Origin of the sequence: Kiloniella laminariae (assembly GCF_027214005.1) — a bacterium.
GTDB classification, from domain to species: Bacteria; Pseudomonadota; Alphaproteobacteria; order Kiloniellales; family Kiloniellaceae; genus Kiloniella; species Kiloniella laminariae_A.
Map to the genome: position 1 here is coordinate 1 of NZ_JAPWGY010000011.1, position 25,806 is coordinate 25,806.

At 51.5% G+C, this 25,806-nt stretch carries 26 protein-coding genes; 14 read left to right on the forward strand and 12 right to left on the reverse strand.

Annotation, left to right across the window (positions count from 1 at the left end; genetic code table 11):
* The 3 genes from O4H49_RS18580 to O4H49_RS18590 all read left to right on the forward strand — a co-directional run.
* On the forward strand, nt 1-577 hold a 577-nt coding region (locus tag O4H49_RS18580; protein ID WP_269424945.1), incomplete at its 5' end, for a hypothetical protein.
* A gap of 169 nt (nt 578-746) precedes the next feature.
* Nucleotides 747-1,196, forward strand: coding sequence for a DMT family transporter (locus O4H49_RS18585; protein ID WP_269424946.1), 450 nt, complete (start codon nt 747-749; stop codon nt 1,194-1,196).
* Between the two features lie 149 nt (nt 1,197-1,345).
* The gene (locus O4H49_RS18590) at nt 1,346-2,059 is read left to right on the forward strand and encodes a hypothetical protein (protein ID WP_269424947.1); all 714 of its coding nucleotides are present in this window, start codon (nt 1,346-1,348) and stop codon (nt 2,057-2,059) included.
* Nucleotides 2,060-2,077: 18 nt separating this feature from the next.
* On the opposite strand, the gene O4H49_RS18595 is transcribed toward O4H49_RS18590, so the two are convergent.
* Nucleotides 2,078-2,947 (reverse strand): tetratricopeptide repeat protein, encoded by an 870-nt coding sequence (locus O4H49_RS18595; RefSeq protein WP_269424948.1) that lies wholly within the window; start codon nt 2,945-2,947, stop codon nt 2,078-2,080.
* 164 nt (nt 2,948-3,111) lie between these two features.
* Between O4H49_RS18595 and O4H49_RS18600 the strand changes: the two genes are divergently transcribed.
* A complete protein-coding gene (locus O4H49_RS18600) occupies nt 3,112-3,687 on the forward strand; it encodes a GNAT family N-acetyltransferase (protein ID WP_269424949.1) in 576 nt (191 codons plus the stop codon).
* Nucleotides 3,688-3,726: 39 nt separating this feature from the next.
* Here O4H49_RS18600 and O4H49_RS18605 read toward each other — a convergent pair whose 3' ends face one another.
* Nucleotides 3,727-4,695, reverse strand: a complete 969-nt coding sequence (locus tag O4H49_RS18605) for a threonine dehydratase (protein WP_269424950.1) — start codon at nt 4,693-4,695, stop codon at nt 3,727-3,729.
* Nucleotides 4,696-4,862: 167 nt separating this feature from the next.
* Between O4H49_RS18605 and O4H49_RS18610 the strand changes: the two genes are divergently transcribed.
* Together O4H49_RS18610 and O4H49_RS18615 are read left to right on the forward strand one after the other, a co-directional pair.
* Nucleotides 4,863-6,230: a PLP-dependent aminotransferase family protein gene (locus O4H49_RS18610; protein WP_269424951.1), complete on the forward strand. Its 1,368-nt coding sequence runs from the start codon at nt 4,863-4,865 to the stop codon at nt 6,228-6,230.
* A 366-nt stretch (nt 6,231-6,596) separates the two neighbouring features.
* Complete coding sequence (locus tag O4H49_RS18615) at nt 6,597-7,541, forward strand: LysR substrate-binding domain-containing protein (protein ID WP_269424952.1); 945 nt, start codon at nt 6,597-6,599, stop codon at nt 7,539-7,541.
* 24 nt (nt 7,542-7,565) lie between these two features.
* On the opposite strand, the gene O4H49_RS18620 is transcribed toward O4H49_RS18615, so the two are convergent.
* The 3 genes from O4H49_RS18620 to O4H49_RS18630 all read right to left on the reverse strand — a co-directional run bounded on the left by O4H49_RS18620 (nt 7,566) and on the right by O4H49_RS18630 (nt 9,870).
* Nucleotides 7,566-8,366: an iron chelate uptake ABC transporter family permease subunit gene (locus O4H49_RS18620; protein WP_269424953.1), complete on the reverse strand. Its 801-nt coding sequence runs from the start codon at nt 8,364-8,366 to the stop codon at nt 7,566-7,568.
* Nucleotides 8,367-8,368: 2 nt separating this feature from the next.
* On the reverse strand, nt 8,369-9,274 hold the full coding sequence (locus O4H49_RS18625) for a metal ABC transporter ATP-binding protein (protein ID WP_269424954.1): 906 nt from the start codon (nt 9,272-9,274) through the stop codon (nt 8,369-8,371).
* Between the two features lie 98 nt (nt 9,275-9,372).
* On the reverse strand, nt 9,373-9,870 hold the full coding sequence (locus O4H49_RS18630; protein ID WP_269424955.1) for a Fur family transcriptional regulator: 498 nt from the start codon (nt 9,868-9,870) through the stop codon (nt 9,373-9,375).
* Nucleotides 9,871-9,974: 104 nt separating this feature from the next.
* Here O4H49_RS18630 and O4H49_RS18635 point away from each other — a divergent pair, with 104 nt between their 5' ends.
* Together O4H49_RS18635 and O4H49_RS18640 are read left to right on the forward strand one after the other, a co-directional pair.
* Entirely contained in the window at nt 9,975-11,123 is a 1,149-nt protein-coding gene (locus O4H49_RS18635) for a zinc ABC transporter substrate-binding protein (protein WP_269424956.1), read from the forward strand.
* Nucleotides 11,124-11,277: 154 nt separating this feature from the next.
* Nucleotides 11,278-11,952, forward strand: coding sequence for an ATP-dependent Clp protease proteolytic subunit (locus O4H49_RS18640; protein WP_269424957.1), 675 nt, complete (start codon nt 11,278-11,280; stop codon nt 11,950-11,952).
* A gap of 282 nt (nt 11,953-12,234) precedes the next feature.
* On the opposite strand, the gene O4H49_RS18645 is transcribed toward O4H49_RS18640, so the two are convergent.
* The 3 genes from O4H49_RS18645 to betI form a co-directional block, all read right to left on the reverse strand.
* Entirely contained in the window at nt 12,235-12,678 is a 444-nt protein-coding gene (locus O4H49_RS18645; RefSeq protein ID WP_269424958.1) for an HIT family protein, read from the reverse strand.
* 64 nt (nt 12,679-12,742) lie between these two features.
* Nucleotides 12,743-14,209: a betaine-aldehyde dehydrogenase gene (gene betB / locus O4H49_RS18650; protein ID WP_269424959.1), complete on the reverse strand. Its 1,467-nt coding sequence runs from the start codon at nt 14,207-14,209 to the stop codon at nt 12,743-12,745.
* Nucleotides 14,210-14,291: 82 nt separating this feature from the next.
* Complete coding sequence (gene betI / locus O4H49_RS18655) at nt 14,292-14,924, reverse strand: choline-responsive transcriptional repressor BetI (protein WP_269424960.1); 633 nt, start codon at nt 14,922-14,924, stop codon at nt 14,292-14,294.
* A 392-nt stretch (nt 14,925-15,316) separates the two neighbouring features.
* On the opposite strand from betI, the gene O4H49_RS18660 reads away from it, so the two are divergent.
* The 4 genes from O4H49_RS18660 to O4H49_RS18675 all read left to right on the forward strand — a co-directional run bounded on the left by O4H49_RS18660 (nt 15,317) and on the right by O4H49_RS18675 (nt 19,304).
* On the forward strand, nt 15,317-16,279 hold the full coding sequence (locus tag O4H49_RS18660; protein WP_269424961.1) for a choline ABC transporter substrate-binding protein: 963 nt from the start codon (nt 15,317-15,319) through the stop codon (nt 16,277-16,279).
* A gap of 221 nt (nt 16,280-16,500) precedes the next feature.
* The gene (gene choW, locus O4H49_RS18665) at nt 16,501-17,361 is read left to right on the forward strand and encodes a choline ABC transporter permease subunit (RefSeq protein ID WP_269424962.1); all 861 of its coding nucleotides are present in this window, start codon (nt 16,501-16,503) and stop codon (nt 17,359-17,361) included.
* Nucleotides 17,362-17,372: 11 nt separating this feature from the next.
* Nucleotides 17,373-18,578, forward strand: coding sequence for a choline ABC transporter ATP-binding protein (choV, locus tag O4H49_RS18670; RefSeq protein ID WP_269424963.1), 1,206 nt, complete (start codon nt 17,373-17,375; stop codon nt 18,576-18,578).
* A 9-nt stretch (nt 18,579-18,587) separates the two neighbouring features.
* Complete coding sequence (locus O4H49_RS18675; protein WP_269424964.1) at nt 18,588-19,304, forward strand: HAD family hydrolase; 717 nt, start codon at nt 18,588-18,590, stop codon at nt 19,302-19,304.
* Nucleotides 19,305-19,380: 76 nt separating this feature from the next.
* Here the strand turns inward: O4H49_RS18675 and O4H49_RS18680 are convergent, their stop codons facing one another.
* Both O4H49_RS18680 and bmt read right to left on the reverse strand, forming a co-directional pair.
* The gene (locus O4H49_RS18680) at nt 19,381-20,127 is read right to left on the reverse strand and encodes a substrate-binding periplasmic protein (RefSeq protein ID WP_269424965.1); all 747 of its coding nucleotides are present in this window, start codon (nt 20,125-20,127) and stop codon (nt 19,381-19,383) included.
* Between the two features lie 320 nt (nt 20,128-20,447).
* Nucleotides 20,448-21,530 carry a betaine--homocysteine S-methyltransferase gene (bmt, locus tag O4H49_RS18685; RefSeq protein ID WP_269424966.1) on the reverse strand — a complete coding sequence of 361 codons (1,083 nt, stop codon included), beginning with the start codon at nt 21,528-21,530 and terminating at the stop codon, nt 20,448-20,450.
* 319 nt (nt 21,531-21,849) lie between these two features.
* On the opposite strand from bmt, the gene O4H49_RS18690 reads away from it, so the two are divergent.
* Nucleotides 21,850-23,439, forward strand: coding sequence for a hypothetical protein (locus tag O4H49_RS18690; RefSeq protein ID WP_269424967.1), 1,590 nt, complete (start codon nt 21,850-21,852; stop codon nt 23,437-23,439).
* A gap of 58 nt (nt 23,440-23,497) precedes the next feature.
* Here O4H49_RS18690 and O4H49_RS18695 read toward each other — a convergent pair whose 3' ends face one another.
* The gene (locus tag O4H49_RS18695) at nt 23,498-24,217 is read right to left on the reverse strand and encodes a hypothetical protein (protein ID WP_269424968.1); all 720 of its coding nucleotides are present in this window, start codon (nt 24,215-24,217) and stop codon (nt 23,498-23,500) included.
* A 255-nt stretch (nt 24,218-24,472) separates the two neighbouring features.
* Between O4H49_RS18695 and O4H49_RS18700 the strand changes: the two genes are divergently transcribed.
* Nucleotides 24,473-25,207, forward strand: coding sequence for a transporter substrate-binding domain-containing protein (locus tag O4H49_RS18700; protein WP_269424969.1), 735 nt, complete (start codon nt 24,473-24,475; stop codon nt 25,205-25,207).
* Between the two features lie 23 nt (nt 25,208-25,230).
* On the opposite strand, the gene O4H49_RS18705 is transcribed toward O4H49_RS18700, so the two are convergent.
* A complete protein-coding gene (locus tag O4H49_RS18705; protein WP_269424970.1) occupies nt 25,231-25,728 on the reverse strand; it encodes an Lrp/AsnC family transcriptional regulator in 498 nt (165 codons plus the stop codon).
* Nucleotides 25,729-25,806: the final 78 nt, after the last annotated feature.

The window sequence follows — 25,806 nt, forward strand, 5'->3', positions numbered from 1 at the left end:
ATCTCTACGATCCTTCCGAATGCTGGAATTTCTTCAAGGCTGCTGGATATGTCTCAGATTAAAAGCAAAAGGCTTTAATGCGGAGAAACTGGACGGAGAACTCTATCGCCTGCCAAGTGTAGAAACGCTATATAAACGAAAATTTATCCGTTCTCGTCCTTTGTTTTCCGCTACGGGGTATCTTTGGAAGAACCCGAAGGCATCAACTGGGCAAAGGCTGACAATAGCTTATGTTCTGGGGGTCTATTGGCAAGAGAATTATGTAAAGGATAAGCTTGGTGTTGCTTATCTTAACCTTGGTTCTGCTATTCGTGCCTATGAACAAGGGGACGTTATGTCCTTCCTGGCGGTTGGATATGTCGTGGGTTCTTTGGTAAAGGAAAATAAAATTTCCCCTCCGCCTTTACGGGAACAGCGGGTATTCATTGAACCGCTCTATCACTATCTCGGGATCGAATTTGAACCCTTTATGCAGCAATTTTCGGCTTATCTGGATACGCATGACCCCTTTGGGCGTTTTGAGTCTTTTTATGAAGGGGCGGAGGAGGGTGAAATAGAAGGACCACATGAAATGTGATGATGGGCTTCTGAAGTGACCAGGAGTTTTCTGATATTGCTCAATTTTCAAAGTCTTATAGCAAAAAGACCCGCAAGAAATACTTTCGGTCCCGAAGACTTTTATAAAAAGTTGATTGTTCTCAACATATGTAAATGATGATCAGAACGCCGGGGTGTAATTTCCGGTTATGAACACATCTATTTTACCTTTTGTTGCCTTTGTCGCTGGCGCTGCCATTGCCGCTCAGGCTGCTCTGAATTCCCAACTCGGCCTGCTGTTGAAAAACCCCATATTTGCAACAGTCGTGGCTTTTTCTGCCAGCCTGGTTTTTACAACTCTGGCTCTGGTTTTTACTGTCAGGCGGGTTCCTGATTCTTCTTCACTCCAGAGCGTGCCCTTTTATCTCTGGTTCACTGGGGGGCTGCTCAGCGCCTTTGCCATTGCATCCTTTTACTGGCTTATCCCGAAAATTGGAGCAGGCTCAGTTGTCTCTGCTGCTTTGACGGGCCAGATTTTGCTGGCGATGATCGCGGGGCATTTTGGCTGGTTCTATCTGCCGGTTGTTCCGGTGACGGCGGTCAAGCTGCTTGGTGTTGCTTTGCTTGTCGCGGGGGCTCTTCTGATCAACAAGTTTTAACGGCAGCGCGATACAGGCTTGCAGTTTATGGTGGTAATTTTCAATTTGTAACTCAGGGTAAGGAAAAATTATTTTTTACATCCGATGATAGTGGTGTCGGTGTGTTGGTAACAGTCGCCGTTTGATTCTGGTAATCGTTTGGTGGAGCCATGAGGCTGGGTGCCGCAGCTTTGATTTTTTTTCTTCTTGGGGGTGGCGGTGCCGGAGCCAGCCCAGCGGATAACGCTGTCGCTTGTCCAAAAAAGATCGCAACAGTCAGCCAAAACAAGCTGTCACTAAGAGCCCAGAAAATTGTCGAACATGTTTATCATGAACTTGGCTGCCCGATAGAGGTTGTTGCCTTTCCCGGTCGTCGAGGGATTGTTTCCTTTAACAATCGTACTGTGGATGGAGAGCTATACCGCTTGCCCACAGCTGAGGGGCTTTATGAACGAAGCTTTGTAAAGTCCGATCCCCTGTTTATGCTGTCCGGGTATCTTTGGCGACGACCGGGCGGCGTGGAAAAGGAACCCAGGATTGCATATGTCCTGGGTTTTTACTGGCAGGAAGATTTTGTGAAAACCAGAACTGCGGTTGCCTTTCAGAACTTCGATGCGGTGATCAAGGCCTATGAACAGGGCGAGGTTGAAGCCTTTCTGGCCTCTGACTTTCTGGTTCGCAGAATATTGGATGAAAAGAAGATTTCCGTGTTGCCTCTTCGCCAGGAGCGGCTGGAAGCTGGAGCCTTTTATCACTACCTCGGTGAGGAATATCAGGAGTTTATGAGGCGCTTTTCAGATTATCTTGATCGACACCACCCCTTTGCCGATCTGGAAGCAGAGTTGAACGGGACCCAGAGGGAAGAAAAAGACGGTCTTATGTAGGGTACAAAAAGTTGTCACTTATTCTCCTTGCAGAACCCGGGGGTCATCAGAACAGCTTGCTTCTGTGGCGGGTTTGAAAAGGCTCTGTCCCCAGCGCTCCAGTTTTGTATACCATGTATGGCTACTCAGCTGTGCGATCTCATCAAGGGCTTCCTCTGATCCGTTGTCAGCCGCTTTTTGACGCCACGCTGCCCGTTGATCCTGATCTGCTGTCAGATTTCCACGGCCAATGCTGTAAGCTTTGCTGAGTTCGTACTGGGCCTCGGGGTCGTCCTGCTGGGCAGAGAGACAGGTCCAGTAAGCAGCTTTGTCATCGTTCGATGCATAAGGTCCCTGCATGTCATCCATGCCGCGTTCATCGGTCCAATAATACCAGCCCAGCAAATACTGGGCAGCAGGATTTCCCTGTTTGGCAGCCTGTTCAAACCAGTACATGGCCTGTCCCAGATCTTTTTCTATTCCGCTGCCTTCACTGTAATTCAACCCCAGTTCAAGCTGGGCATGAACCTGCCCCAACTCTGCCCCCTGTTGCAGCCGATGGTTCATTTCGGCCAGATCCGGGTCGGGGATCAGGCCGTCCCGATGGATCATAGCAAGCTCAAGAGCTGCCCGTGCATGCCCCAGGTCAGCGGCCTTGCCCCACCACTCCAGCGCCGGGGGATAGTTCTGCTGGGTGTAATAATAATAACCGAGTGCATTGGCGGCGCAGACGTCTCCTTTTTGACCTTTACCCAGGAGTGTCATCTCCTGCTCGGCGTCCTCTATGATTTCAAGGGCGCAAGCGGATGGATCAGATGTTTGCGCCACAGCGGAAGAGCTGAGGCCAAGAGACGCCAGAAGTGCAAGCATTGCGAGGGAGCAAGATCGGGAAGGGAGGGAGATTGTCACGGGTGGAGCATCCTTGATAGCTTTGGGGGGCAGTGACAGAGGCAGGCGCGCAGGGTGGTTTACCGGGGGCAGCGGAAGATGGAGTGGTCACAGTTGTGCTGCAACTGCGCCTTATAGTAGTAATTTGATTGTGTCGCAAGAAATAGAAGGGGAGCGGGTGGTTTATGCGAAGGATCCGTAAAGTGCGGGAACAAGATGCTGAGGGTATTGTTGCGTTGCTCAACCCGATTATTACTCATGGCAGTTTGACGGCAATGAACGAGATACTGTCTGTCGCAGAGCAGATCTCCTATCAGCGATCGTTTCCGGACGAAGGCATTTTTCTGGTTGCTGTTGCAGAAGAAGAACAACAAGTTCTCGGTTTTCAATCCATAGAGCCTTTGGCCAAAGGCCAACACCCGACAAGGCATAAGCATATGATCTGTGCAAATCAGGACGCTGTTCCAAAGCCGGAAAGTCGCGATCTGGTATCCCCAGGCTTTTCAGGCGAAGGAGAGATATCAACCTTTGTTTCCCTGTCCCATCAGGGAGACGGTATCGGCAGGAACCTGTGCGCGGCAAGCTTTGAGGCTGCACGCGCACAGGGGTATCAAAAAATATCAGCTTATATACGTGCTGATAATCCTGTTGCGCTGTCCTTTTATCAGAAAAACGGGTTCCGGTTGGTTGAGCGATTGAAAAACACCATCCATTTGAAGGATGGGTTTGTTGACCAGATCTGGACAGTGAAAGAGCTTTGAAGCCGCCCTTTCCTGTTCGTGCTTATCCTCTACTTTGGTCTAACCCCTGGGGGTTTCTCCGTTCAGGAGCTGCGCAAAAGCGGAGCTGTCGATATTACCGCCGGTGAGAACGATGCCAATTTTCATGCCTTCGAGCTGGTCACGTTCCTGCAGGGCTGCGGCCAGAGTGACGGCGCCGGCACCTTCGGTGGCATTGTGGGTATCGCTGAAATAAATTCTGGCAGCTTCGGCCACTTCTTCGTCGCTCACACTTACAATCCGTTTTGCGCCTTTGCTGTAGATGGCAAAGGCATCGGGAACCGGTACTCTTACGGCCATGCCATCAGCAAAAGAACTTCCCGGGCCGCTCTCGACAATGCTGCCACTGTCAAAGGAGGTTTTCGCTGCGGGAAACTGGTCGGAAACAACCCCGATGACTTCGGTTTTCAGGCCAAGCGCGTCACGGGCGGTAATCGTGCCACAGATGCCGGAGCCGCAGCCGATTGGTACATAGACCCTGTCAAGATCAGGCGCAGCAGAGAAAAGCTCAAGTGCATAGCTGGCTACACCCAGCATGATCTGGGGGTGGAAAGGAGGAACCACAAACAGGTTTCTCTGCTCGGCCAGTTTGGCGACCTCGAGCAGGGCTTCATTGAAGTCAGCACCCTGTTCAATTACCTCTGCGCCAAAGGAGCGCATGGCATTGTTCTTTTCTTTGGAATTGCCGCGAGGGACCACCACAACTGAGGCGATACCTGCCTTGGTTGCGGCAAAAGCCTGGGCCTGGCCGTGGTTGCCACGGGTCGCGGTAACAATCCCGGTTGCGTCGGGATGATTTTTCTTGAGCCAGCGGGCAAAGGTCAGACCGCCACGGGCTTTGAAGGCGCCGATGGGGGTATGGTTTTCGTGCTTGACCAGAACCTGACAACCAACCCGCTGGTTAATCTGCGGCCAGCTGATCTGAGGTGTCGGGCTCATGTGCTGATAGATATAGCTGGCAGCTTCTCTCAACTGTGTTTCGGTAAACATTAATCTGACTCCTGTTCGTTCTGTTTTGTGCCAGCTGTCCAGGCTTGCAAAAAAATAAGTAATCCGCGGATTGAGAAAAGCCTATCAGCTTGATTGTGTGGTTCAATACTAATATTGTGTGGGTTACAATATTGTCTGTTTTTGGACAGGTATCTTTGGGGCATTTGATGAAGCAGAACTGGAAACCGACACTGGACCCGACGATCACGGTTAAATATTTAGCCGTTGCACAAGCAATTGCCTGCGCGATCAAAGAGGGAGAGTTACGGGCTGGTGACCGCCTGCCGACCTATCGTGACCTGGCCTGGGACCTTGGTTTGAATGTCAGTACCATTACCCAGGCCTATCGGGAGGCAACACGTCGGCACCTGATCGGCGGTGAAGTTGGTCGGGGCACTTTTGTTCTGGCCAGCAGTCGCGAAGCAGAGCTTTTCGCCTTGAAAGAAAACGCTACCCGGGAGCTTATCGACCTTTCCACAAATATTCCGGCCCGGCATCCGGATGATGATCGGGCAGCAGAGCTGCTTGCCACCTATCTGAAACAGGAGGCAGGATCTGACGAGATATTTTCCTATCATGCCCCAAACCTGCTGACCCGGGCGCAGATGGCAGGCAGCAAATGGCTGGCATGGCGGGGGGTAGAGCTGCCTCCGGCAGCTGTGGTGCCTACTGCAGGCGCACAACAAGCCTTGCTGGCCTGCTTGCTGGTCCTCTGTGAACCTGGTGCAACAGTTCTGGTCGAAGAGTTTACCTTTCCCGGTATGAAGGCAGTCGCGCGACAGCTTCGTTTGCGTCTGCAGGGGATTGCCTGTGACGAGGAAGGCGTTTTGCCTTCTGCTCTGGATACAGCCAGTCGGAGCAGTGGTGCCAGACTTGTTGTTTTGACACCCAATCTGCAAAACCCGACTGGTGCTGTTATGTCTGCAACAAGGCGGACTGAGATTGCGGCTGTTGTCAAAGCGAGAAAACTTCTTGTGATTGAAGACGATGTCTATGGCCCCTTGTCAGGACAGGCACCGTTAATGCAGGAAATACCGGAACAGTGTCTGGTGATTTCCAGTCTGTCCAAAACAGTGGGACCGGGACTTCGCTTCGGCTTTATTGCAGGACCGGAGCGTTGGATTGCCCCGATCCGGGCCGAGGTCCACGCCACGCACTGGACCATGAGTCCAGTGATGTTGGGTCTGGCGTGTCACTGGATCGAGGAGGGGCGGGCCTTTGCCCGCTGTGATTGGCAGCGGGCGGAGGTTTCTGCCCGCTGGAATCTGGCCCGATCACGGTTAAAGGAAGTAAGAAGGCAGACACCGCGTAATGCTCTTTTTTCCGCGCCGCATCTCTGGCTGGAAACGGGCATTCCTGCTGAGGACGCGATGGTGGTTTTACGCTCGGGTGGCGTAGAAGCAGTTCCCGGCAGTTTTTTCTCTACCGGGCGGCAAGAGGAAAACAGAATACGGATCTGTCTGACAGCGCCGCAAAGTCGGGCTGTCCTCAGTCTGGCTCTGGATAAGGTACTTGAATGCAATATTCTGAAGTAGAGTTTTGATTGTTGGACCTGTTTTTAGAATCTGGGTCGGTCTTCAAGGAATTTTCCACTACACTGTTGGTGGGAAAACCCGATGTCTTCCTTGAGATGCTCAGGGAGGTAATGCAGGTTCGTATAAGACATTTTTTTTGTGCGTGGAGTGAATAATATATCATATATTACAACAAGTAGATTTGGAATTTTACTTGGATTTTTTTTTCGTTCTGGCTGAATTTTGATACAGCTGTTGCAAATGTCACTCATGATGATCTCTTCTTTTCCTGATGATATAGCCTTGTTGCCCATGAATAGAATTTGCGCTTTCCCAGACTGGATTTCCAACTAAAATCCGAGTAGTATGCATAAGGAGGATTTATGCATGGTGTCATCGAGTTTACCCCCTCTGTCATCACTTCGGGTGTTTGAAGCCGCGGCCCGGCATTGCAGTTTTACCCGTGCGGCTGAAGAACTGGGCATGACCCAGGCAGCTGTCAGCTATCAGATCAAGATCCTTGAAGAGCGGGTCGGGAGTAATCTGTTTTTGAGAAAACCCCGGCAGGTCAGCCTGTCGGAAACAGGACTGCGGCTGGCACCGGTGGTCAGCCAGGCCTTTGATTTGTTGCATAATGCTTTTGCCGCAGAAGAAGACGACAGCCAGTCCCTCTTGACTATATCGACGCTTCAGACCTTTGCCGCCAACTATCTGGTCGAGCGGATCGGACGTTTTCAGATGGAACACTGTAACCTGGCGGTTCGCCTTGATGCCTCGCAAGAGATGCGAAACTTCGCACGGGAAGAATTCGATCTGGGTATTCGCTCAGGCATGGGGGACTGGCCGGGACTTGCTACTCATTTGCTGATGACAGCATCATTCACCCCAATGCTCAGCCCCGGGCTGGCCGAGAGTATCGATGGTGTGAAGGAGCCTGCCGATCTTCTTAGATTGCCCTTCATCGATGCAAGCGATCCCTGGTGGAAAGTATGGTTCGATGCCGCGGGTGTCCCTTCGGATGAACTCAAGGCACGCCCGAGAAGCAGGTTGGGTTCGCAGACACTTGAAGCAACAGCTGCCATGGCCGGGCAGGGTGTGGCAGTTCTAACACCAATGTTTTATCGCAAGGCCCTCAATGACGGGAGCCTGATCCAGCCGTTTGATCTGGTTTGCAAGGATCTTGAGGGGCGGGGATACTGGCTGGTCTATCCTGAGTCCCGCCGGAATTCTCGCAAGATCAAGGCTTTTCGACGTTGGCTCGAGGTTGAGTTGAAACAGAGTTTTATCGAAGAGGATCTGGCAATAAAGGCTCAGGGGTGCCGAAAAATATGAAAATCTGAAAGCGTTTCCTGGTGATCAGGGCCGCACAGACCGCAGCAGCGAACCTGCCAGCAGGCTGCCGAGAAACAGCAGTAACTGGGCAACCACAACCGAAGGACCCGAAGGGGTATCCCACTGCAGCGACCCAAACAGACCTGCGACAACAGAGGCGCCGCCGATCAAGGCCGCAATCGCTGCCATCTGTTCCGGGGTTCGGGCGAAACGGCGGGCGGCGGCGGCGGGGATAATCAGGAGGGAGGTAATCAGGAGAACGCCGACGACTTTCATGGCAATGGCAATAACAATCGCCACTGTGACCATGAACAGTGTCTGGGTCAGGGTGATATTGATGCCCTCGGCTCTGGCGAGTTCCTCGTGTAAAGTCAGCGCAAGAAGGTCTTTCCAGATATAGCCAAGTAACGCAAGAGCAATGGTTCCGCCCCCATAGATCCAGTAGATGTCCTCAAGAGTTACCGCGAGAACATCTCCAAAAAGATATGACAGCAGATCAACCCGATAGCCCTGTAACAGGCCGAGAACCACCAGACTGATGGCAAGGCTGGAGTGGGCTAGAATGCCAAGAAGCGTGTCACTGGCGATGCGTTTTTGATGCTGGAACAGGGTGACCAGCAGGGCGATCATTATAGCGGTGGCAACGATACCAAGTGTCAGATTAAAACCGAGCAAAAGACCCAGTGCGACCCCAAGCAAGGCGGAATGGGCGAGGGTGTCCCCAAAATAGGCCATGCGTCGCCAGACTACAAAACAGCCGAGCGGACCAGAGATCAGGGCAACTCCAACCCCGGCGATCAGGGCCCGAAGCAGAAAATCTTCCATGATCAGTTTCTTTCTTTCTGGGCGACATCGGGTTTGTCAGGGTGGTCGACATTCAGGCTGTGTGTGTGTTGTTGGGACGCCATCCCGTCATGGGTATGATCATGCAGATGATGATAGACCGCCAGTCCCGGTTTGGTCTGTCCGCCAAACAGGGCCAGATATTCCGGGCTGTCGCTGACCTGGGTCGGTGCGCCGGAACAGCAGACATGGCCATTGATACAGACCACACGATCGGTTTCGGCCATTACGATATGCAGATCGTGAGAAACCATCAAAATGCCAAAACCGTTTCGTTCGCGCAGTCGGGATATCAGGCGGTATAGTTCGGTTTGCCCTTGAAAATCAACCCCTTGAACGGGCTCGTCCAGAACCAGTAGATCAGGTTTGCGCAGAATTGCCCGGGCCAGCAGAACCCGTTGAAATTCCCCCCCGGATAGACTCTGTACCGGTTGCTCCAGGGTTTGGTCTGCACCGACGCTGTGCAGGGCCTGCTTGCATTCAGCAAGAGAATGCGGGGAAGGAATTGAGAGGAAGCGCTTGACGGTCATGGGCATGATCGGGTCGATGTTCAGTCTCTGCGGCACATAGCCGATTACCAGCCCGTGCCGCCGCCAGACGTCGCCCTTATTCGGCTTGATTGCCTGTAGCAGGGCGCGGATCAAGGTTGATTTTCCCGCGCCATTGGGGCCGATAAGCGTGACAATCTCGTTGCGATGGACGGTAAGATTGACTTGGTCCAGGGCAACGCGGCCTCCAAATTCCACAGTCAGATCGCGCGCCTGAATCAGGGGTTCTCCACTGGCGGGGTTGACATGGGCATGGTCATGCCCACAACCGCAGTCTGCTTGACTTTGGTGAGGAGGGGATGCGGGAGATCCGTTTTGTTGACTTGCCACTTCTCTGGTCATTTTGGTGGCGTTTCCTTAAATCTTGCCTGAACTTGCTGAATGCCCTGTCGTTGTCGTGTTCGCTTGAACAAACAGGGGCTTAAACTGTATTTGGATCTTTAAGTATTGGGGCGACAGTCCGGACAGGTGCCTCTGACTTCAAGGGTCCGTTGCTCGGGGCGAAACCCCAGTGTTGCAGCCTTGGTCACGATTGCCTGATCAATGGCTTCATCATGGACCTCGGCGGCACAACCACAGTCCGTACAGATCAGAAATAGCCCGGCATGTTCCTCTGCCGGATGTGCGCAGCCGACATAGGCATTAAGCGACTCAATCCGGTGGATCAGCCCCTGTTCCATCAGGAACTCGAGAGCACGATAGACTGTCGGCGGGGCGGTTTTCCCGCTTTCCTGGGATAATCTGGACAGGACGTCATAGGCCCCGACGGGGTGATGGCTTTCCCAGATCAGTTCAAGTACCCGTCGGCGTGCCGGAGTAAGGCGCACGCTACGCGAAAGGCACAGTTTGTCCGCGACCTTCATGGCGGTGTGAATACAGCGCCCGTGGTCGTGATTGTTTGTATCAAAAGAAAGAGAAACGGTGTCGAAGTTTTTCATGGCTCTTTAAATATCGTGTCTTGACAGGCCTGTAAATGTTATAACATAACAATGGCGAGATTTTCAAAATAATTCGTAACCCACGATCTGTTCGAGGAACGCTAATGTCCTGTTTTGTCCGATTAACACCAGATACTCTTTTGAGACTTTTGCCTAAAAAATCGCTTTCAGTCCTCTTCGCTCTGCCATTGGGGCTGTTTATGACCGGGAGCGCCCTTGCCGATGAGGCCCCGCGTGTGGCCGTTTCCATTCTGCCGATCCATGCGTTGGTCCAGTCGGTCATGGAGGGGGTGGGAGAACCGGAACTTTTGATTGATCAGGGGGCTTCTCCTCATGGTTATAGCCTGCGTCCATCCCAGGTGCGTGCTCTGAACTCGGCCGACCTGGTGGTCTGGGTTGGTGAGGGCCTGGAAACATTTCTGGTCAAATCCTTGCATCAGAAATCTGAGAATGGCGGGACAGGGGCTGCGCTTGAGCTGATGGATATTGCCGGCCTTACCCTTCTTGAAAACCGGACAGCAGGGGCATGGAAAACCGGGGAAGATCACGACCATGGGGAAAAGGAAGGCGATGGTCATACCGAACAGGCCGAAGAAGATCAGGACCACACTCATGATCATGGCGATAATCCCGATCATGGCCCCGATCACAGCCACGGGCACGAAGGACATAATCACGAAGAACATAATGATGAAGTCCACCATCATGAAGAGGATCATGACCACAATCATGGAAAGTATGATCCCCATATCTGGTTATCGCTGGATAATGCATCCGTGATTGTTGCGCGGGTTGGTGAAGAGTTGGCTCGAATTGATCCCGCCCACGCAGAAATCTATGCGGCAAACGTCAGTAAAACCCAGACGTCGCTGGCTATGTTAAAGCAGGATATTGCCGGACAACTGCTGCCTGTCTCCTCAAAGCCTTATCTGGTGTTTCATGATGCCTATCAATATTTTGAGCTGGATTTTGACCTGAATGTTATCGGGGCCGTGACGATCGACCCCGATCGAAAACCAGGCGCCAAAAGGTTGAGTGAACTGCGTCACCTGCTTGAGGAAAGCGGGGCTGTCTGTGTGTTCAGGGAACCCCAGTTCCAGCCTGCTGTGATTGAGGTGCTGAGCGAAAACCTGGCTGTGCAAATCGGCGAACTTGATCCACTGGGGGCAAATCTTGAAAAAGGTGCCGATGCTTATCCACGTCTGCTGGAAGGTCTGGCAAATTCATTGACGGGTTGCCTGTCGAAAAAATAGCCAAAGCTAAGAACCTGCCGGGATAATGTCGTTTACTTGTTCCTGTAATTGGTGTGAATATGCCTGCGCGTGACGATTGTTAAGGGCTTCGCGCCCTATGGAGACCAACTGTCTTCCAGATCGTCAATTGGCTGTTCTGTACCAGGAGGGGATAATGGGGAAAACGATATTGGCTGCTCTGATGATGAGCTTTGCGGTTGCGACAGCAACCGCGGACGAAGTTATCATTGGTTCGGTTGAAAAGGAAATCAGCAAGGATGAGGTCGGAAGTGTGTCGATCTATTTCCTTGCTGATGTCTCTATGCCCAGTGTCAACGAATTGCTGCTGGACCTGCACAATATCGAGATGAATTACCCCAATGTTAAAAATATATACCTGTTGATCAGCAGCTACGGCGGCGACATGGATGCAGGATATATTGCCTACCAGGCGATCCGCAGTATGCCTGTTCCAGTGACCACAATTAACCTTTCAGATGTCAGCTCTGCTGCGACAATGTTGTATTGCGGTGGTGAAAGCCGCCTGGGTGTGGACAGTTCCTATTTCCTGCTGCATCCGGCCAAGATTCGGGATTCTTCCTGGCAGGACCCAACGGCGATTTCGCAACTGCTTCAGGAAAACAAACGCTATAACAGCCTGTTTAAAAAAATCTATGGCAGTTGCACCAATTTTAACGACACAGAAATCGAGGCATTTCTGAACAGCGAAAGCAACCGGCTTTATATTTCCCAGGAAGAAGCTCTTTTTCGCAAGCTTTCAACCGGGGTTATTGACAAGCTCCCGACCAGCGAGCTGGTCTATACCATCCGGGATGACTATTCCCACTAGGGGCTGGTTCTGATTAATGCCTGTATGTTTTTTGGAAAATTGTCGTGATTGGAACAAATTCATGCAGCAGATAGGGTTTCCCTGATCCTGCTTGTACAGGTATAGAAGGAGTTTCTCCGGCTTGCGTTTGTCCGGAACAGAAGCGGATAAATCCGGGAAAACGGATTAACGGTTTTGTTCCGGTGGCTGCGGGAAAAAAAGCCGCAATCGGATGGCGGGACTGAGGTTAGGCAGGAGCCTGAGAAAGACGATCTTGAGCTTGGCTCAGGGAGGCTGTCTTTCTCAGGTTGAGGGCTTCCCGTTCCCGATTGCGGCTTCAAGTTTAAGCAGGAGAACGCTGCTTGCTTCATCGCTGTAGGCAAGCGGCGCTCCAACGCCCCAGACCGGACCCGGCCAGGCCGGGTCGCTCTGTGAACGTGCGATGACATGGATGTGCAGTTGCGGGACCATATTGCCCAAGGCGGCAACATTGATTTTGAAGGCCCCGAAAGCCTGCACAAGAACCTCGGATACCTTGCGAACTTCTTCCATGACAGCAGCAAGCTCAGTTGGTGCCAGATCGTGCAATTCCCGTAGTTCATTGTGCCGTGGTACCAGAATAAGCCAGGGATAGCGGCTGTCATTCATCAACAGAACCCGGCATTGCGGCAGGTCTGTGACAACAAGCGTATCGGCTGTAAGACGAGGATGCAGTTCGAAGGTTTCGCTCAAGGTTTTTTTGTCCATGTCGTTGTCTGGGCCTCTGAAGGCTTGGTTATTCGCCCTCAGAGACCGATTTCGTAATTACCCTCTAGTAAGGGCAGTCCACGTCTCCCATTTCCACATAAACCGATTTGAGTTGGGTAAAGTGATCCACCGCGACGGTACCGTTCTCGCGCCCGATGCCTGATTGTTTGTAGCCGCCAAAGGGCATTTCAATCGGGGTAATGTTGTAGTTGTTGATCCAGCAGGTGCCTGCTTCGAGATTGGCGATGACGCGATGTGCCCGGGTGATGTCCTGGGTAAAGACCCCGGCGGCAAGACCAAACTGGGTGTCATTTGCCGCGGCGACCACTTCATCTTCGTCGCTGAAGGTGATGACCGACATGACGGCGCCAAAGATTTCTTCACGGGCAATGCGCATGTCTGCTGTCACATTGGTGAAAATCGCCGGTTGAAGGAAGTTGCCTTTTTCAAAGCCCTTGACCGTGACCTGTTTTCCGCCATAGGCAAGGTTTGCACCTTCCTTCTTGCCGATTTCAATATAGCCGAGAACCTTTTCCATGTGATCGCGATGGATCAGAGAGCCGACCTGGGTGTCGGGGTGCATGGGGTCGCCGATAATCATTTTCTCGGTGCGGGCAATCAGCTTCTCGATAAACTTGTCCTTGATGTCCTTGTGGACATAGACGCGGGTGCCGTTGGAGCAGATTTCGCCCTGGGTATAGAAGTTTGCCAGCATGGCGGCTGAAACCGCGTTATCGAGCTTGGCGTCCTCAAAGACGATCAGCGGAGATTTTCCGCCCAGTTCAAGGGTGACATGTTTGAGGGTCTTGGCCGCGGATTCCATTACCCGTTTGCCTGTCGGCACAGAACCGGTCAGGGAAATTTTCTCGATGCCTTCGTGTTCTGCCAGCATCTGCCCGACCGGACCTAGGCCGGAAACCACGTTGAACACCCCGTCAGGCAATCCGGCTTCCGTATAGATTTCTGCAAGTTTCAAGGCGGTCAGCGGGGTAACTTCCGAAGCCTTGTAGACCATGGCATTGCCACAGGCGAGGGCAGGGGCGGACTTCCAGCAGGCAATCTGGATCGGGTAGTTCCAGGCACCAATTGCCCCACAAACACCCAAAGGTTCTTTGCGGGTGAAGGCAAAATTGCCGTTGGCAAGCTGGATGTGCTCGCCGTTCAGCGAAGCCGCAAGCCCGGCAAAATACTCGATGCATTCCGCACCGGATTCAACATCGACACAGTTGGCTTCCTGCAAAGGCTTGCCCGTGTCGGTGACTTCCAGGGCAGCCAGTTCATCGTTGCGTTCACGCAGCAGGGCCACGGCACGCAACAGGATGCGGCTGCGCTCTGTGCCACTCATCTTTGACCAAATTTTGAAGCCTGCTTTGGCAGCGGCAACGGCTTTGTCGACATCTGCTGAAGAGGCGATCTGTACATCGCATATTACTTCACCGGTTGCCGGGTTGATGGTTTCAAAGGTCTGTCCAGAGGTGGCATCCACGTACCCGCCATTGATATAGAGTTTTTGGGTGGGGAGCTTACTCATAATTGCGTGTCCTTAAGGTCTGATGTCGTATTAACTAACGGGTATTTTTGAAACGGGTGTTCAGTTACAGGGCAGGCAAAGCCTATTCTGTAAAGAGCCTGTCTGTACTGGTTCGCGTCTTGCCGGTTGTGTCCTGGAAGACAAGGATCTGGCTGTTGATATAGCTTTCCATAATAGAGATCGCCTCCTTCGGTGTCACGCCTCCGGCTGTCAGGGCGCAGCGGATCCATAGGCCTTCAACCATTGCAGCGAGACCGGTTGCCGTGCTGCGAACCATCTTGGCTGGCAACAGCGGTTTGAGCGCGTGCTGGAAGTTACTGTGCATCCGGCGCTCGTTGATCCGGTGCAGACGGGCCAGTTCAGGGGATGTCGGAACCAGCGCCCAGAAGGCAAGCCAGACATCGACGACACCGGGTTTGAACTGATCCTGGGCAAAGTTGGAATAGACCACGGCGAGAAGACGTTCAATCGGGGTCTTGGCTTTGGCAAGCCGGATAGAGGTTTCTTCACCAAGCTGGCGCATCAGGTGTTGGAGTGTCGCTGTCAACAAGCCGGATTTGTCGTCAAAATAATGGGCAACGATACCAGAGGACAGGCCTGCGCGTTTGCTGATTTTCGAGATACTGGCATTGGTGAATCCCTCTTCGTGGATCAGGGCAATGGTTGCCTCGATCAACTGGGTTTTCCTGATCTCTTCCATCCCGACTTTCGGCAAGGCCTGCGACTCCTCTGTTCTTGTGCAGTGTTCCCTTCGGGGCTTCTGTCCTTAGGGGTGTGCTTGGTTTCTGGAGGGGCTGTTACCCTTGATACCCAGAGGTTGCCTGCCGAATAATCGTCTTGGGTGATCCTGGCATTGTGCAACGTTTTTTCTTGTTTGTTCCCTCATCAATAATTTATTTTTATTGAACGTTCAATCAAAATAAATTATTGATAGAGATGTCATGGTAATTTTTTATGCTTCCTATTGCATAATTTTATACCGTGCCAAAGGGAGCGTATTCGGGCAATCTGTCCTGTGAAAAAACAATAAGAAGCTCGCAGGGAGTAGCCGTTAAATATAATATAGCCCTCTGGATTGCTCTGGAGGGAAAAATGGAGGCAAGTGGAATGAAACTCAAGCATATGATTTCGGCCAGCACACTGGCAATCTCAACGGCAATCGCGGTAGCAGGCTTTTCAGCAACTGCACAGGCTGCTGATCCGGCGGAATGCCAGGCAATCACTTTCTCGGATGTTGGCTGGACAGATATCACTGCAACCACCGCTACGGCATCTGTTGTTCTGGAAGGTCTTGGTTACAAGCCTGAAACACAGATTCTTTCTGTGCCGGTTACCTATGCAGGTCTGAAAAACGGTGATGTTGATGTTTTCCTTGGCAACTGGATGCCAACGATGGAAGCAGATATCGCACCCTACCGTGAAGAAGGTTCTGTAGAAGACCTCGGTGCCAACCTTGAAGGCGCGAAATACACTCTTGCTGTGCCAACATATCTGGCAGACAAGGGCCTGAAAGATTTTGCCGACATCGCCAAGTTCAAGGATGAACTTGATGGCAAGATCTATGGTATCGAGCCCGGCAACGACGGTAACCGTTTGATTCAGGGGATGATCGATGCTGACACCTTTGGCCTGAAAGGCTTTGAAGTTGTTGAATCTTCCGAAGCAGGCATGCTGTCCCAGGTATCCCGCTCTACTCGCCGGGATAAAGGTGTTGTCTTCCTCGGTTGGGCACCACATCCAATGAACTCGAACTTCGAGCTGACCTACCTGACGGGTGGTGATGACGTGTTCGGTCCTAACTTTGGTGGAGCAAACGTTCATACCAACGTGCGCAAGGGCTATACAGAAGCCTGTCCAAACGTCGGCAAACTTTTGAATAACCTCAAGTTCTCCCTCGCTATGGAAAACGAGATCATGGGCGCAATTCTGGACGATGGCAAAGACGGCCCCGTTGCAGCTACCGATTGGCTTAAAGCCAATCCGGGTGCTCTGGATGCCTGGCTGGCTGGCGTGACCACTTTTGACGGTGGCGACGGACTTGCTGCTGTAAAAGGCCATCTCGGACTGTAAGTCTGATTGCCTGTTACGCTATAATTGCAGAGGGCTGGTTGTACACCAGCCCTCTGGCATGTTTTCATACCAAGAATAAATCCAGCGACAGTAAGAAGCCGTTCAAGACAAAGAAACGGTTCGGTTGCCAAAACAAAAAACAGGACTTGAGTCCGGGACGTCAGCAGGGAATATAACCGGGATACGTCTTCGGGATCGCCTTGAAAAAAAAGGGTTTCACTATGTCCAGCATCGAAGAGTGGTTAATTGAGAATAAAGTTCCTGTGGGGAAGTGGGGAGAGAGTTTTTTCGATTTTCTCATCGATAACTTTTCAGGATTTTTTGATTTGTTTTCGGATGTCATGTCCTTTTTGATCAAAGGATCTGTTGATATTCTGCTCTATTTACCACCCATCGTTCTTGTGGCTCTGATCGCGGCGCTGGCACATTTTCTGCAGCGATCCTGGAAATTGAGTCTCTTTGTTTTTCTGTCACTTCTGTTCATTATTAATCAGGGGTATTGGCAAGAGGCGATTCAGTCACTAGTTCTGGTAATCTACTCGACGATGGTTTGTATGGTTGTCGGGGTGCCCTTAGGCATCGCTGCTGCTCATCGACCCTGGCTGTTTTCTATCCTTCGCCCTATTCTGGATCTGATGCAGACCATTCCAACATTTGTTTATCTTATCCCGGCAATGATCCTGCTTGGGCTCGGGATGGTTCCGGGAATGATCGCTACTGTGATTTTTGCTGTAGCCGCGCCGATCCGACTGACCCATTTGGGAGTATCTTCGGTACCGACACCTTTGATCGAAGCTGCTGAGTCTTTTGGCGCAACAAAAAGTCAGTTGCTGTGGAAGGTTGAAATCCCCTTTGCCTTGCCGACGATTATCGCAGGGGTCACCCAGTGTATCATGCTGTCTCTTTCAATGGTGGTAATTGCTGCCATGGTTGGCGCGCCAGGACTGGGTGTGCCGGTGCTGCGGGCACTATCTCAGGTCAAGCCTGATATGGGGATCGAAGCAGGTCTGGCCATTGTGATTATTGCGATCCTGCTGGATCGACTGTGCAAGCAGCGTAACGCTCCGGTCGACGGCGCATAAGGGGACAGAACATGACATCTAGTGCAGTAGAATTCAAAAATGTCGATATCATCTTTGGTGATCGGCAAAAAGAAGCAGTCCCGATGGTCGATGCCGGGAAAACACGTGAAGAAATCCTTGATGCCACAGGCTGTGTTCTGGGGGTTGCCAATGGGTCGATCACCATTGAAGAAGGCGAGATCTGTGTCCTGATGGGGCTGTCCGGATCGGGCAAATCCACCCTGTTACGCGCGGTGAACGGCCTGAACAAGGTCACCCGTGGTGAAGTACTGGTGCGGGATGGAAACGACATGGTTGATGTGGCGTCCTGCGATGCCAAGACCTTGCGCCACATGCGCACAGAACGGGTTTCCATGGTCTTTCAGCAGTTCGCGCTTTTACCCTGGCGGACAGTTGCCGAGAATGTCGGTCTCGGTTTGGAGCTCAAGGGCATGCCCAAGGCCGAGCGTGAAGCCATTGTCGAGGAAAAGCTGAAGCTGGTCAGTCTCGACAAGTGGAAAGACAAATACGCCCACGAGCTGTCCGGGGGGATGCAACAGCGTGTGGGGCTTGCCCGTGCCTTTGCCACAGATGCTGATATTCTGTTGATGGATGAGCCTTTTTCCGCGCTTGATCCTTTGATCCGGGATCATTTGCAGGACGAATTGCTTGAGCTGCAGCGCAATCTGAAAAAGACGATTATCTTTGTCAGTCATGATCTGGATGAGGCCCTGAAAATCGGAACGCACATCGCGATTATGGAGGGGGGGCGTATTGTCCAGTACGGTGAACCGGAAGAAATCGTGCTTAATCCGGCGAATGAGTATGTGGCCGAATTTGTCGCCCATATGAACCCGCTGAATGTCCTGCGCTGTGCCTCGCTGATGACCGAGGTCAATGACATGCGCCGGGATGGCAAGCAGCTGATTCTCGATAAATACGACGCTTTCAAGGTCACAGTTGATGCGCAGGGGGCTTTGGTAAAGGCGACCTTCGAAGACAAACTCGATCTGACACTCTTTCCTTATGGGGACGAAAGTGAACTTTCGGATATCGGTGATTGTTCACTGGCGGTTGCTTCGCCGGACATCACGATGAAGCGGGCGATTGAACTGCGTCAGGCTACTGGAAATCCTGTGCTGTTGGCAGTTGACGGGCGTCTTGTCGGGGTTGTCGGTGATGAGGAGATTTATCAGGGTATCCTGCGTCAAAGTTCCATTGCCGATGCTGCTGAATAGGGAATGGTAATGCAGGAAACGACCAAGGGCGAAATCAAGGGAATTCTGTTCGACAAGGATGGAACCCTGCTTGATTATGCCAAAAGCTGGATGCCTTTAAACCGGAAGGCTTCATTGATGGCCGCGGCAGGGGATGAAGACCTTGCCGCCCGTATTCTTGAAGCAACAGGCTATGATGCGGTACAGGACCGGGTGCTGCCTGGCTCGATGCTTGCTGCCAGCAGCAATGGTGAAATCATTGCCAAATGGTGTGAGTTTCTTCCCGACGTTGTCTATGAAGATCTCTTGGTCAAGGTCGAGAAGATTTTTCAGGAAGACGGCGAAACAGCGGCGGTCGCGGTGACCGATCTGGCTGTCCTGTTTGATCGCTTGAAGGCTAAAGGTTTGAAGCTTGGTGTTGCCACCAGCGACAGCGAGCAAGGGGCGCGACGTTCTTTGCGCCGCTTCGGGGCGATTGAAAAGCTCGATTTTATTGCAGGATATGATTCCGGACATGGCCTGAAACCAACGGCTGGGATGGTGCAGGGTTTTTGCGCTGCAATGGGACTTTCACCACATCAGGTGATGGTTGTGGGGGATAATCTGCACGATATGGAAATGGGCCACAATGCCGGGGCTGGTCTCAAGGTTGGTGTCTTGACGGGAACGTCTGAGCGAGAGCTGCTTGCAACCCTGGCAGATCATGTCCTTGAATCAATTGAAGAGCTGGAAAGTGTTCTCGGATAAGAGATTGATCCGAAAAAATATTTCGGACACTGTTAAAACCGCTGCTCACTTGTGTGCAGCGGTTTTTATTTGGGAGTTAACCTGTGATATCCCCGTGTTCCGGGTCTCCAAGGTATTTGTCCATGATCCTCTGGATTGTGCCATCCTCTTGTAATTGCCTTATTATTTCATCATAGCGTTTGATCAGATCTTCCTTGTCAGGAAAATCGGATGCTTTGCTGAAGACATTGTAATAGCGCGTGGATTTTAAGGGGGTTGGCAAGTAGGATATTTTGCTCAGATTGCCTCTGTGTTTTTCTTCATAAAGTGTGCTGATGGTGTTGAGGGGAACCAGATCAAAGCGTCCGGCCAGCAGCTTTGAAATCTGTTGGTCATTATTGGTCGTGATATCCAGTTGAAGACCTGCTTGCCAAAACTCCGGGGTGTAGGCAACGTCCTTGGTTGCTCCAATAGCCAATCCCTTGAGGTCAGCCAGCTCGTTGAATTTGTATTTACCGTTGTCTTCCCGGCGAATGAAGAAGTTCCAGGTAAGGTCGATATAGGATTCTTCTGGGTAGATCAGATACTCAAGCCTTGACTGTTTTTTCGAAAAAAGTACGAGCATGTCGGCTTTGCCGCGGCGGGCTTCTTCCTGAATTCGGGCATCAGACTTGATCAGGCGCAGTTGAAAGCCGAGATTAAGTCTTTTCATTACTTCCGTAATGATTTCTACATCTATCCCCTTTAACTCGCCATTTTCTTCGTATTTGAAGGGAGCCTGAGGTGTTGCCAACAGGATCAGGTCCCGGGCCTGAGCAGGTGAAATCAGGGGGGGTATAAGCATGAATAGGCAGGGAAGCAGCAGCTGCTGAAAAACTGACTTTATCCAGTTCCTGTTAGTCATCAATGCATTTCCCCAGACAATTTTCAGACAATTTTCCCTGAAAACGACAGGTCGTGATGTGAGAGTAATCTGATTGGCCAAGAGGCTCACATCCTGAATAGACGAAAAAAAAGTGTCAGCCTCCAAGCCATTCTTTGAAGGCAAGCTTACTGCTTTGGGGGTTAAGGTTTGGTGAAGTCGTTTGTTTGTAAAAAAGCCAGAAGGGGTGTGATTGCACACCCCTTCTGGCTTTGACGGTCGTTATTGAGCTTGTGATCTTGTCAAAGTTGGCCGGGAAATTTCCCGTCGTCTGCTGCCTTGCGTTTGGGATCGCGTCCTCGACGACGCCCCTCACGGGCTGGAGCTTCAGGCTTTGATCCTAGAGGACCCAGGCTGTTTTGCTCTCTTGCACCATTGGATATTTCGCCAAGGCGGGCGACAACTTCATCCAGGCCAGGTTTTTTGCCTCGGGTGTGACTGTCGAGTGCGTTGCGCATATGGCGCACATGATCCGGGGAGGTACCACAGCATCCGCCGATGATACGGATCCCGGCATCAACGGCAATTCTGGCATAATCCGCCATCAGCTCTGGGGTGCCGTTATAACGTATGGCACCATCCACATACTCGGGGATACCGCAATTGCTTTTCGAGACGAGAATATCACCTTCCTCGGCGGCCATTGCCATATTGATCAGAGCAGCAACCATTTCCGAAGCACCAACCCCGCAGTTAGCGCCATAGGCAACAGGAACCGGTGACAGTTCCTTGACCTTGCGGGCAAAGTTACTCGGGGTCAGGCCCATCATCGTCCTGCCATTGGTATCAAAACTGAGTGTTGTAACAATAGGCAGACCGGTTTCGCTGCAGGCTGTAACGGCTGCTTCAAGTTCTTCCGGGGCGGAAATGGTTTCAAGCCAGAGGACATCTGCACCGGCACCCGCCAGAGCAACGGCCTGCTCACGGAAGGCGTCTATCCCTTCCTGGCGGGTCAGGCTGCCGACGGGCTCAAAGATGTCGCCTGTTGGCCCCATGGAGCCTGCAACAATAACAGGGCGACCGGCGCTATCGGCAACGCGCCTGGTGATTTCCACCGCAGCAGCATTCAGCTCTGCAACCCGGTCTTCCATCTTGTGCAGTTTCATCCGGTTCCTGGTGCCGCCAAAGGTATTGGTCAGGATGATGTCCGATCCGGAATCAACAAAGGCTTTTTGCAGATTATAGATTTTTTCGGGCTGTTCGATGTTCCAGAGCTCGGGCGAGTCTCCGGTTTCCAGACCCACATCGAAAAGGTTGGTCCCGGTTGCCCCATCGGCAAGCAGCCAGTCACGCTTGCTCAGAAGCTCCAGAAATTTGTTCGACATGTGTCACCTACCTAACAAAGGATAAAATAATATCTTTGAAACTAGGCGGTTTTGACAAATTGCGCAAGCTATATCAGGAATTCTTTATATGGTTTTACTGCTCTTTCATGCAGATCTGCCTGTTGCCGGAGACATGCAGGTGCAGAAGCAGTGGTAAAAAAATGATATTTTGTTCTGTCCTGACTGTTCATCTGTTGGAAAAAGGACTACATATAGGCCCCTCGCAATTGCTCTCCTGTCTGTTTGAGCGACGCCATGGTGCTCTGGCATATGGCCGAACAGGAAGCTTGTGTGTGATACAGGGTTGGAAAACGGGTTCATGTCGAGTTTAAAAGATCGCAAGATCGGTGCAGGTCGGTCCGCAACAGTCTATCTGGATTATCTTCCGGACGGGCGGGCAACGGCACGGAAAATATTTGTCGGATCAACGCTTGCCGGGCTGGTCCACAATGTGATCTTTGGCGCGAACAATCCCTATATCTGGCACCGTGGATCCATTGCCGAGGCCGCTTGCCGTCGCCGGGTTCTTTCAAAACTGATGAAACTCTGGCTGCCGGGCAAGCTGCGCATCGCGGAAATTATTTCAGTTTCCTGGAATGAGGACTTCCGGGCCAACGAAATTACCATGGAATTTATTGATGGCCGGGCACCTTCCCTGCATCATCCTTTTTCTTCGGAAAAAGAGGGTGAGATAAAGGATCTGGTCGAGAACGTGATGAAACCGCTGCAAGGGCTTTTGCTTGATGCCGGTTTTGATGGTCTGGCCTGGCAGGCGGGGTATGGTAATCCGGTCGCGACCAGCAATTTCCTGCTGGAGACAACAGACACAGGGGAAAACCGCTGGGTCTGGGTCGATCTTGAATCTGGCGTTCCGGCCCTGTTTCCGGCGAACCCGATCCTGCTTTTTACTTTTTATCTGCAACGCACACTGCTCAATGGCCGCCCGCTTTATGACGATGTTGATGTTCCGCGTTTGCGGGACTATGTATCACGCCATCAGAAAGAACTGGGCGCTGTCCTGAGCGAAGCAGAACTGGCGGAATTGGCGCAGGATGTTGAAGAACTTCTGCCGGATGCGGGTGACTGGCGCTTTATGTCCCGTCTTCAACGCAGTCTCCAGTCCCGACTTGCGCGAGGCAAGATATCTGAAGAAGAAGTCTCCCATTATGAAACCCGGCCTGTCCGCTGGTATGCCCGGCTCGCCAAAGAGGGAGTGGCCAAGGTTGCACGCAAGGCTGGAGAGCTGTTACGGGACAGCAAGCTGGTCAAACAGCTGACACATATTGTCCCCAAGGTTCGCGCATTTGTCCTGTTGCCGTCCTATCGCAGCCAGCTCAGCAGACTTCTGGTCGCCCGGGGAATAGAAGATTGGCACAAGCGTCGCCAGCTTGATGATCGTGAAGCAGATTTGCTCAAGCATGAAATCGAAACCGGCGAGACCAGCCTCTACATTACCGATTTTGGTATTCTGATGGCGGTGAAACCCTTTGTGAAGGTTATCACGCTGGCAATCCTCTTTACCCTGGGGGCTTTTGGCGTTATTGACGTCCTTGGCGGTATCATTGGCTATCTGAGCTCAGGGGTTATTGTCCGTACAATCTACACGACCTGCCGGATTATTGCCTCGACAGGCCGCAAGGCCCACCAACCCTGGATCGCGCTGGTCGTCGGATTTTTCCCCGTGGTTGGCAATGCTGCCTATCCTCTGCAACTTCTCTATGAAGGTACCCGGGGGGGCAATGCGGTTGCCAAGTTTATCATCTATGATCTGATGGCCCGGCTTGGTCGTGCTGTTCCGATCTGGGGTGGACCAGACACACTGGTAGAACACAAGCTCAACAGTATCGGTGACCTGTTGGTGCGCAAGCGACAGGCCTTACCGGAACTCCATGAGAAGCAGGTTTTCTGATCCTTGTGTTGTTGATCCTGAAGACAAAAGCCGTGTTTCTTTAAAATAGAGATCGGTTTTAATTGAGTTCTGCCTGGGTTCCGAGAAATTTCTGCAGACGGTTTACCAGCTGGGAAAAAGTCTGCTCATTTTCAAAATCGGCAGAGATATACTGAAAAAACAGTTTTCCTTTTAGGACTTGGGGCGCACCCACTGTCGCGGTGATTGCGGGCTTTCCGAATTCGTCAATAAGATTTTGTAAAACGCCGACGTAACAGGTTGTCTGGTCCTGTTCGACGACACCCAGAAATTCGTTATTGTTTACTTTGATCTGTGAACCAGCCTCAACGCTATCTGTTGCCTGTGTCATCAACTGTTCCATGTGTTCTTTGGGATAGATATTCATGCCCTGACAGATACCCTGGATCGTATTTTTTTCGGTGGCCGTAAAATCTTGCTGTATGGTTGATCTCATAACCTGGACAGACATCAGATCATCAAGGGTATCTTGCTCCCCCGCCCGCCATTTTTTCAGTCCCTGGCAGGGCGTTATCATGGTGATAATCTCGTTTGCGGGATTGGCTTGGGATAATATCGAGAGAAGACGCGCATCTCCGGGATATTTCTTGTCCAGAAAACAATAATCATCGGGTGCAGCTATCGCGACCTCCTTGCCGCCAATATTGAAAGCCTCGGTCGCAGCCAGAGCAGTGCTGTTGGACTGGAATAAATGTATGGCAACTGCAAAAGGGAATATTAAGAGTGTTCGTAGAGGAGGTAATTGTTGTGTTTTTTTCATATCTGTTCCCGATGTCTTGGCTTTGTTTTATCCTACTGAGAGAAAATGAATTCGTCTAATAGTGGTATTAATTATCATAAATCTCTTGTGAATTGTTTTCCTGCTACAATCTCATGGTTCTTTTCTGCTAACATATAGCTATCGTGCTAAACAGGAGGTACTTTGTTCTTGTTCTGCTATAGCGAAGACATTCGTCGCTTCTCGTGTCATGTCAGGAAAGCGTTGCCCCATCCGGGCCGGGGTCTTCTGTTTCTTATGATTGTTACTGCAGCATATGCCTGCCTGTTAAGGGGGACCGATGCAGCTGAACTCAAGGTGTTGTTTCATGCGCGCGCGCCCTATTACAGTCAGTCTGGCGAGCAGGTTACCGGGCTGATTGCGGATCGGACAGCCGAGGTTTTTCAAAAGGCTGGTATCGCTTTTTTCTGGGAAGAGATGCCGCCTAAAAGGCAACTGGTAACAATCAGCAAAAATCTTGAACCTGTTTGTGCTGCAGGCTGGTTCAAAAATCCCGAGCGCGAGGCTTTCGCCCGTTATACACTGCCGATATACCAGGACAGGCCGACTGTTGTGCTTACCCGTCAGGATGCGACAGCGGTGATTATACACAAACGGATTGATGGTTTGCTGGCGGATGTGAGAGCGACACTTCTGATCCGGGATGGCTATTCCTATGGCGCTTTCCTTGATGACAGGATCAATGCCGTGAAGCCCAAAATGACCGCAACCAGTCAAACAAATGCCGTAATGGCGGATATGATCACCCGGGGGCGGGCAGATTACATGTTTATGGCCGAGGAAGAGGCAATTTCCTTGCTGGGAGAACTGGCTTTTGATGGTGGGGGGCTGGCTCTCCATACTTTGGACGATATGCCTGTCGGCAACAAGCGCCATATTATCTGCAGCCAGCAGGTCAGCACGGCAATTATAGAAGCCCTTGATCGGGTAATTGAAGCTCTGAACGAAGCAAAAGTTGATGATGCAAGCTGAAGCGGGATCACGATTGAAAGTTGCTATTTTGTAAACTGGGATTTGGAGCCGGTCTGTTGCAGGGGATTTGGCAAGGAGTTGCGTTCAACAATGGACCGCAGGGCAAAGCGGGATCTGACCGCGCGAATGGTCGGGATACGGGTCAGTTTTTCCTGGAGAAACTTTTCAAAGGTCATCAGATCCGGCGCAACGACCTTGAGCAGAAAATCCTGACTTCCAGTCATGAGGTAACATTCGACCACCTCTTCAAAGCGTTCGATGGCTTCTTCAAAAAGTTTGAGGTTTTCCGAGGCCTGTTTTTCCAGCTCGACCGAGACAAAGATGTTGATCATGTATCCAAGCTTGGTCTGGTCAACGATGGCCGAGTAGCCTTTGATCACACCTTCGTCCTCAAGCATCTTGACCCGCCGGGCACAGGGGGTGGGCGAAAGGCCAACCCGTTCGGCCAGATCAATCGAACGGATACGACCTTCTTTTTGCAGGATTCGGAGAATCTTCATGTCAATGGCGTCGAGTTGCATAAATCTCTACTTTACGGGTTATTTTTAGCGAATAATTGCTGAAATATTTTTTTCATACTATTGAGTTTAGCAAAAAAC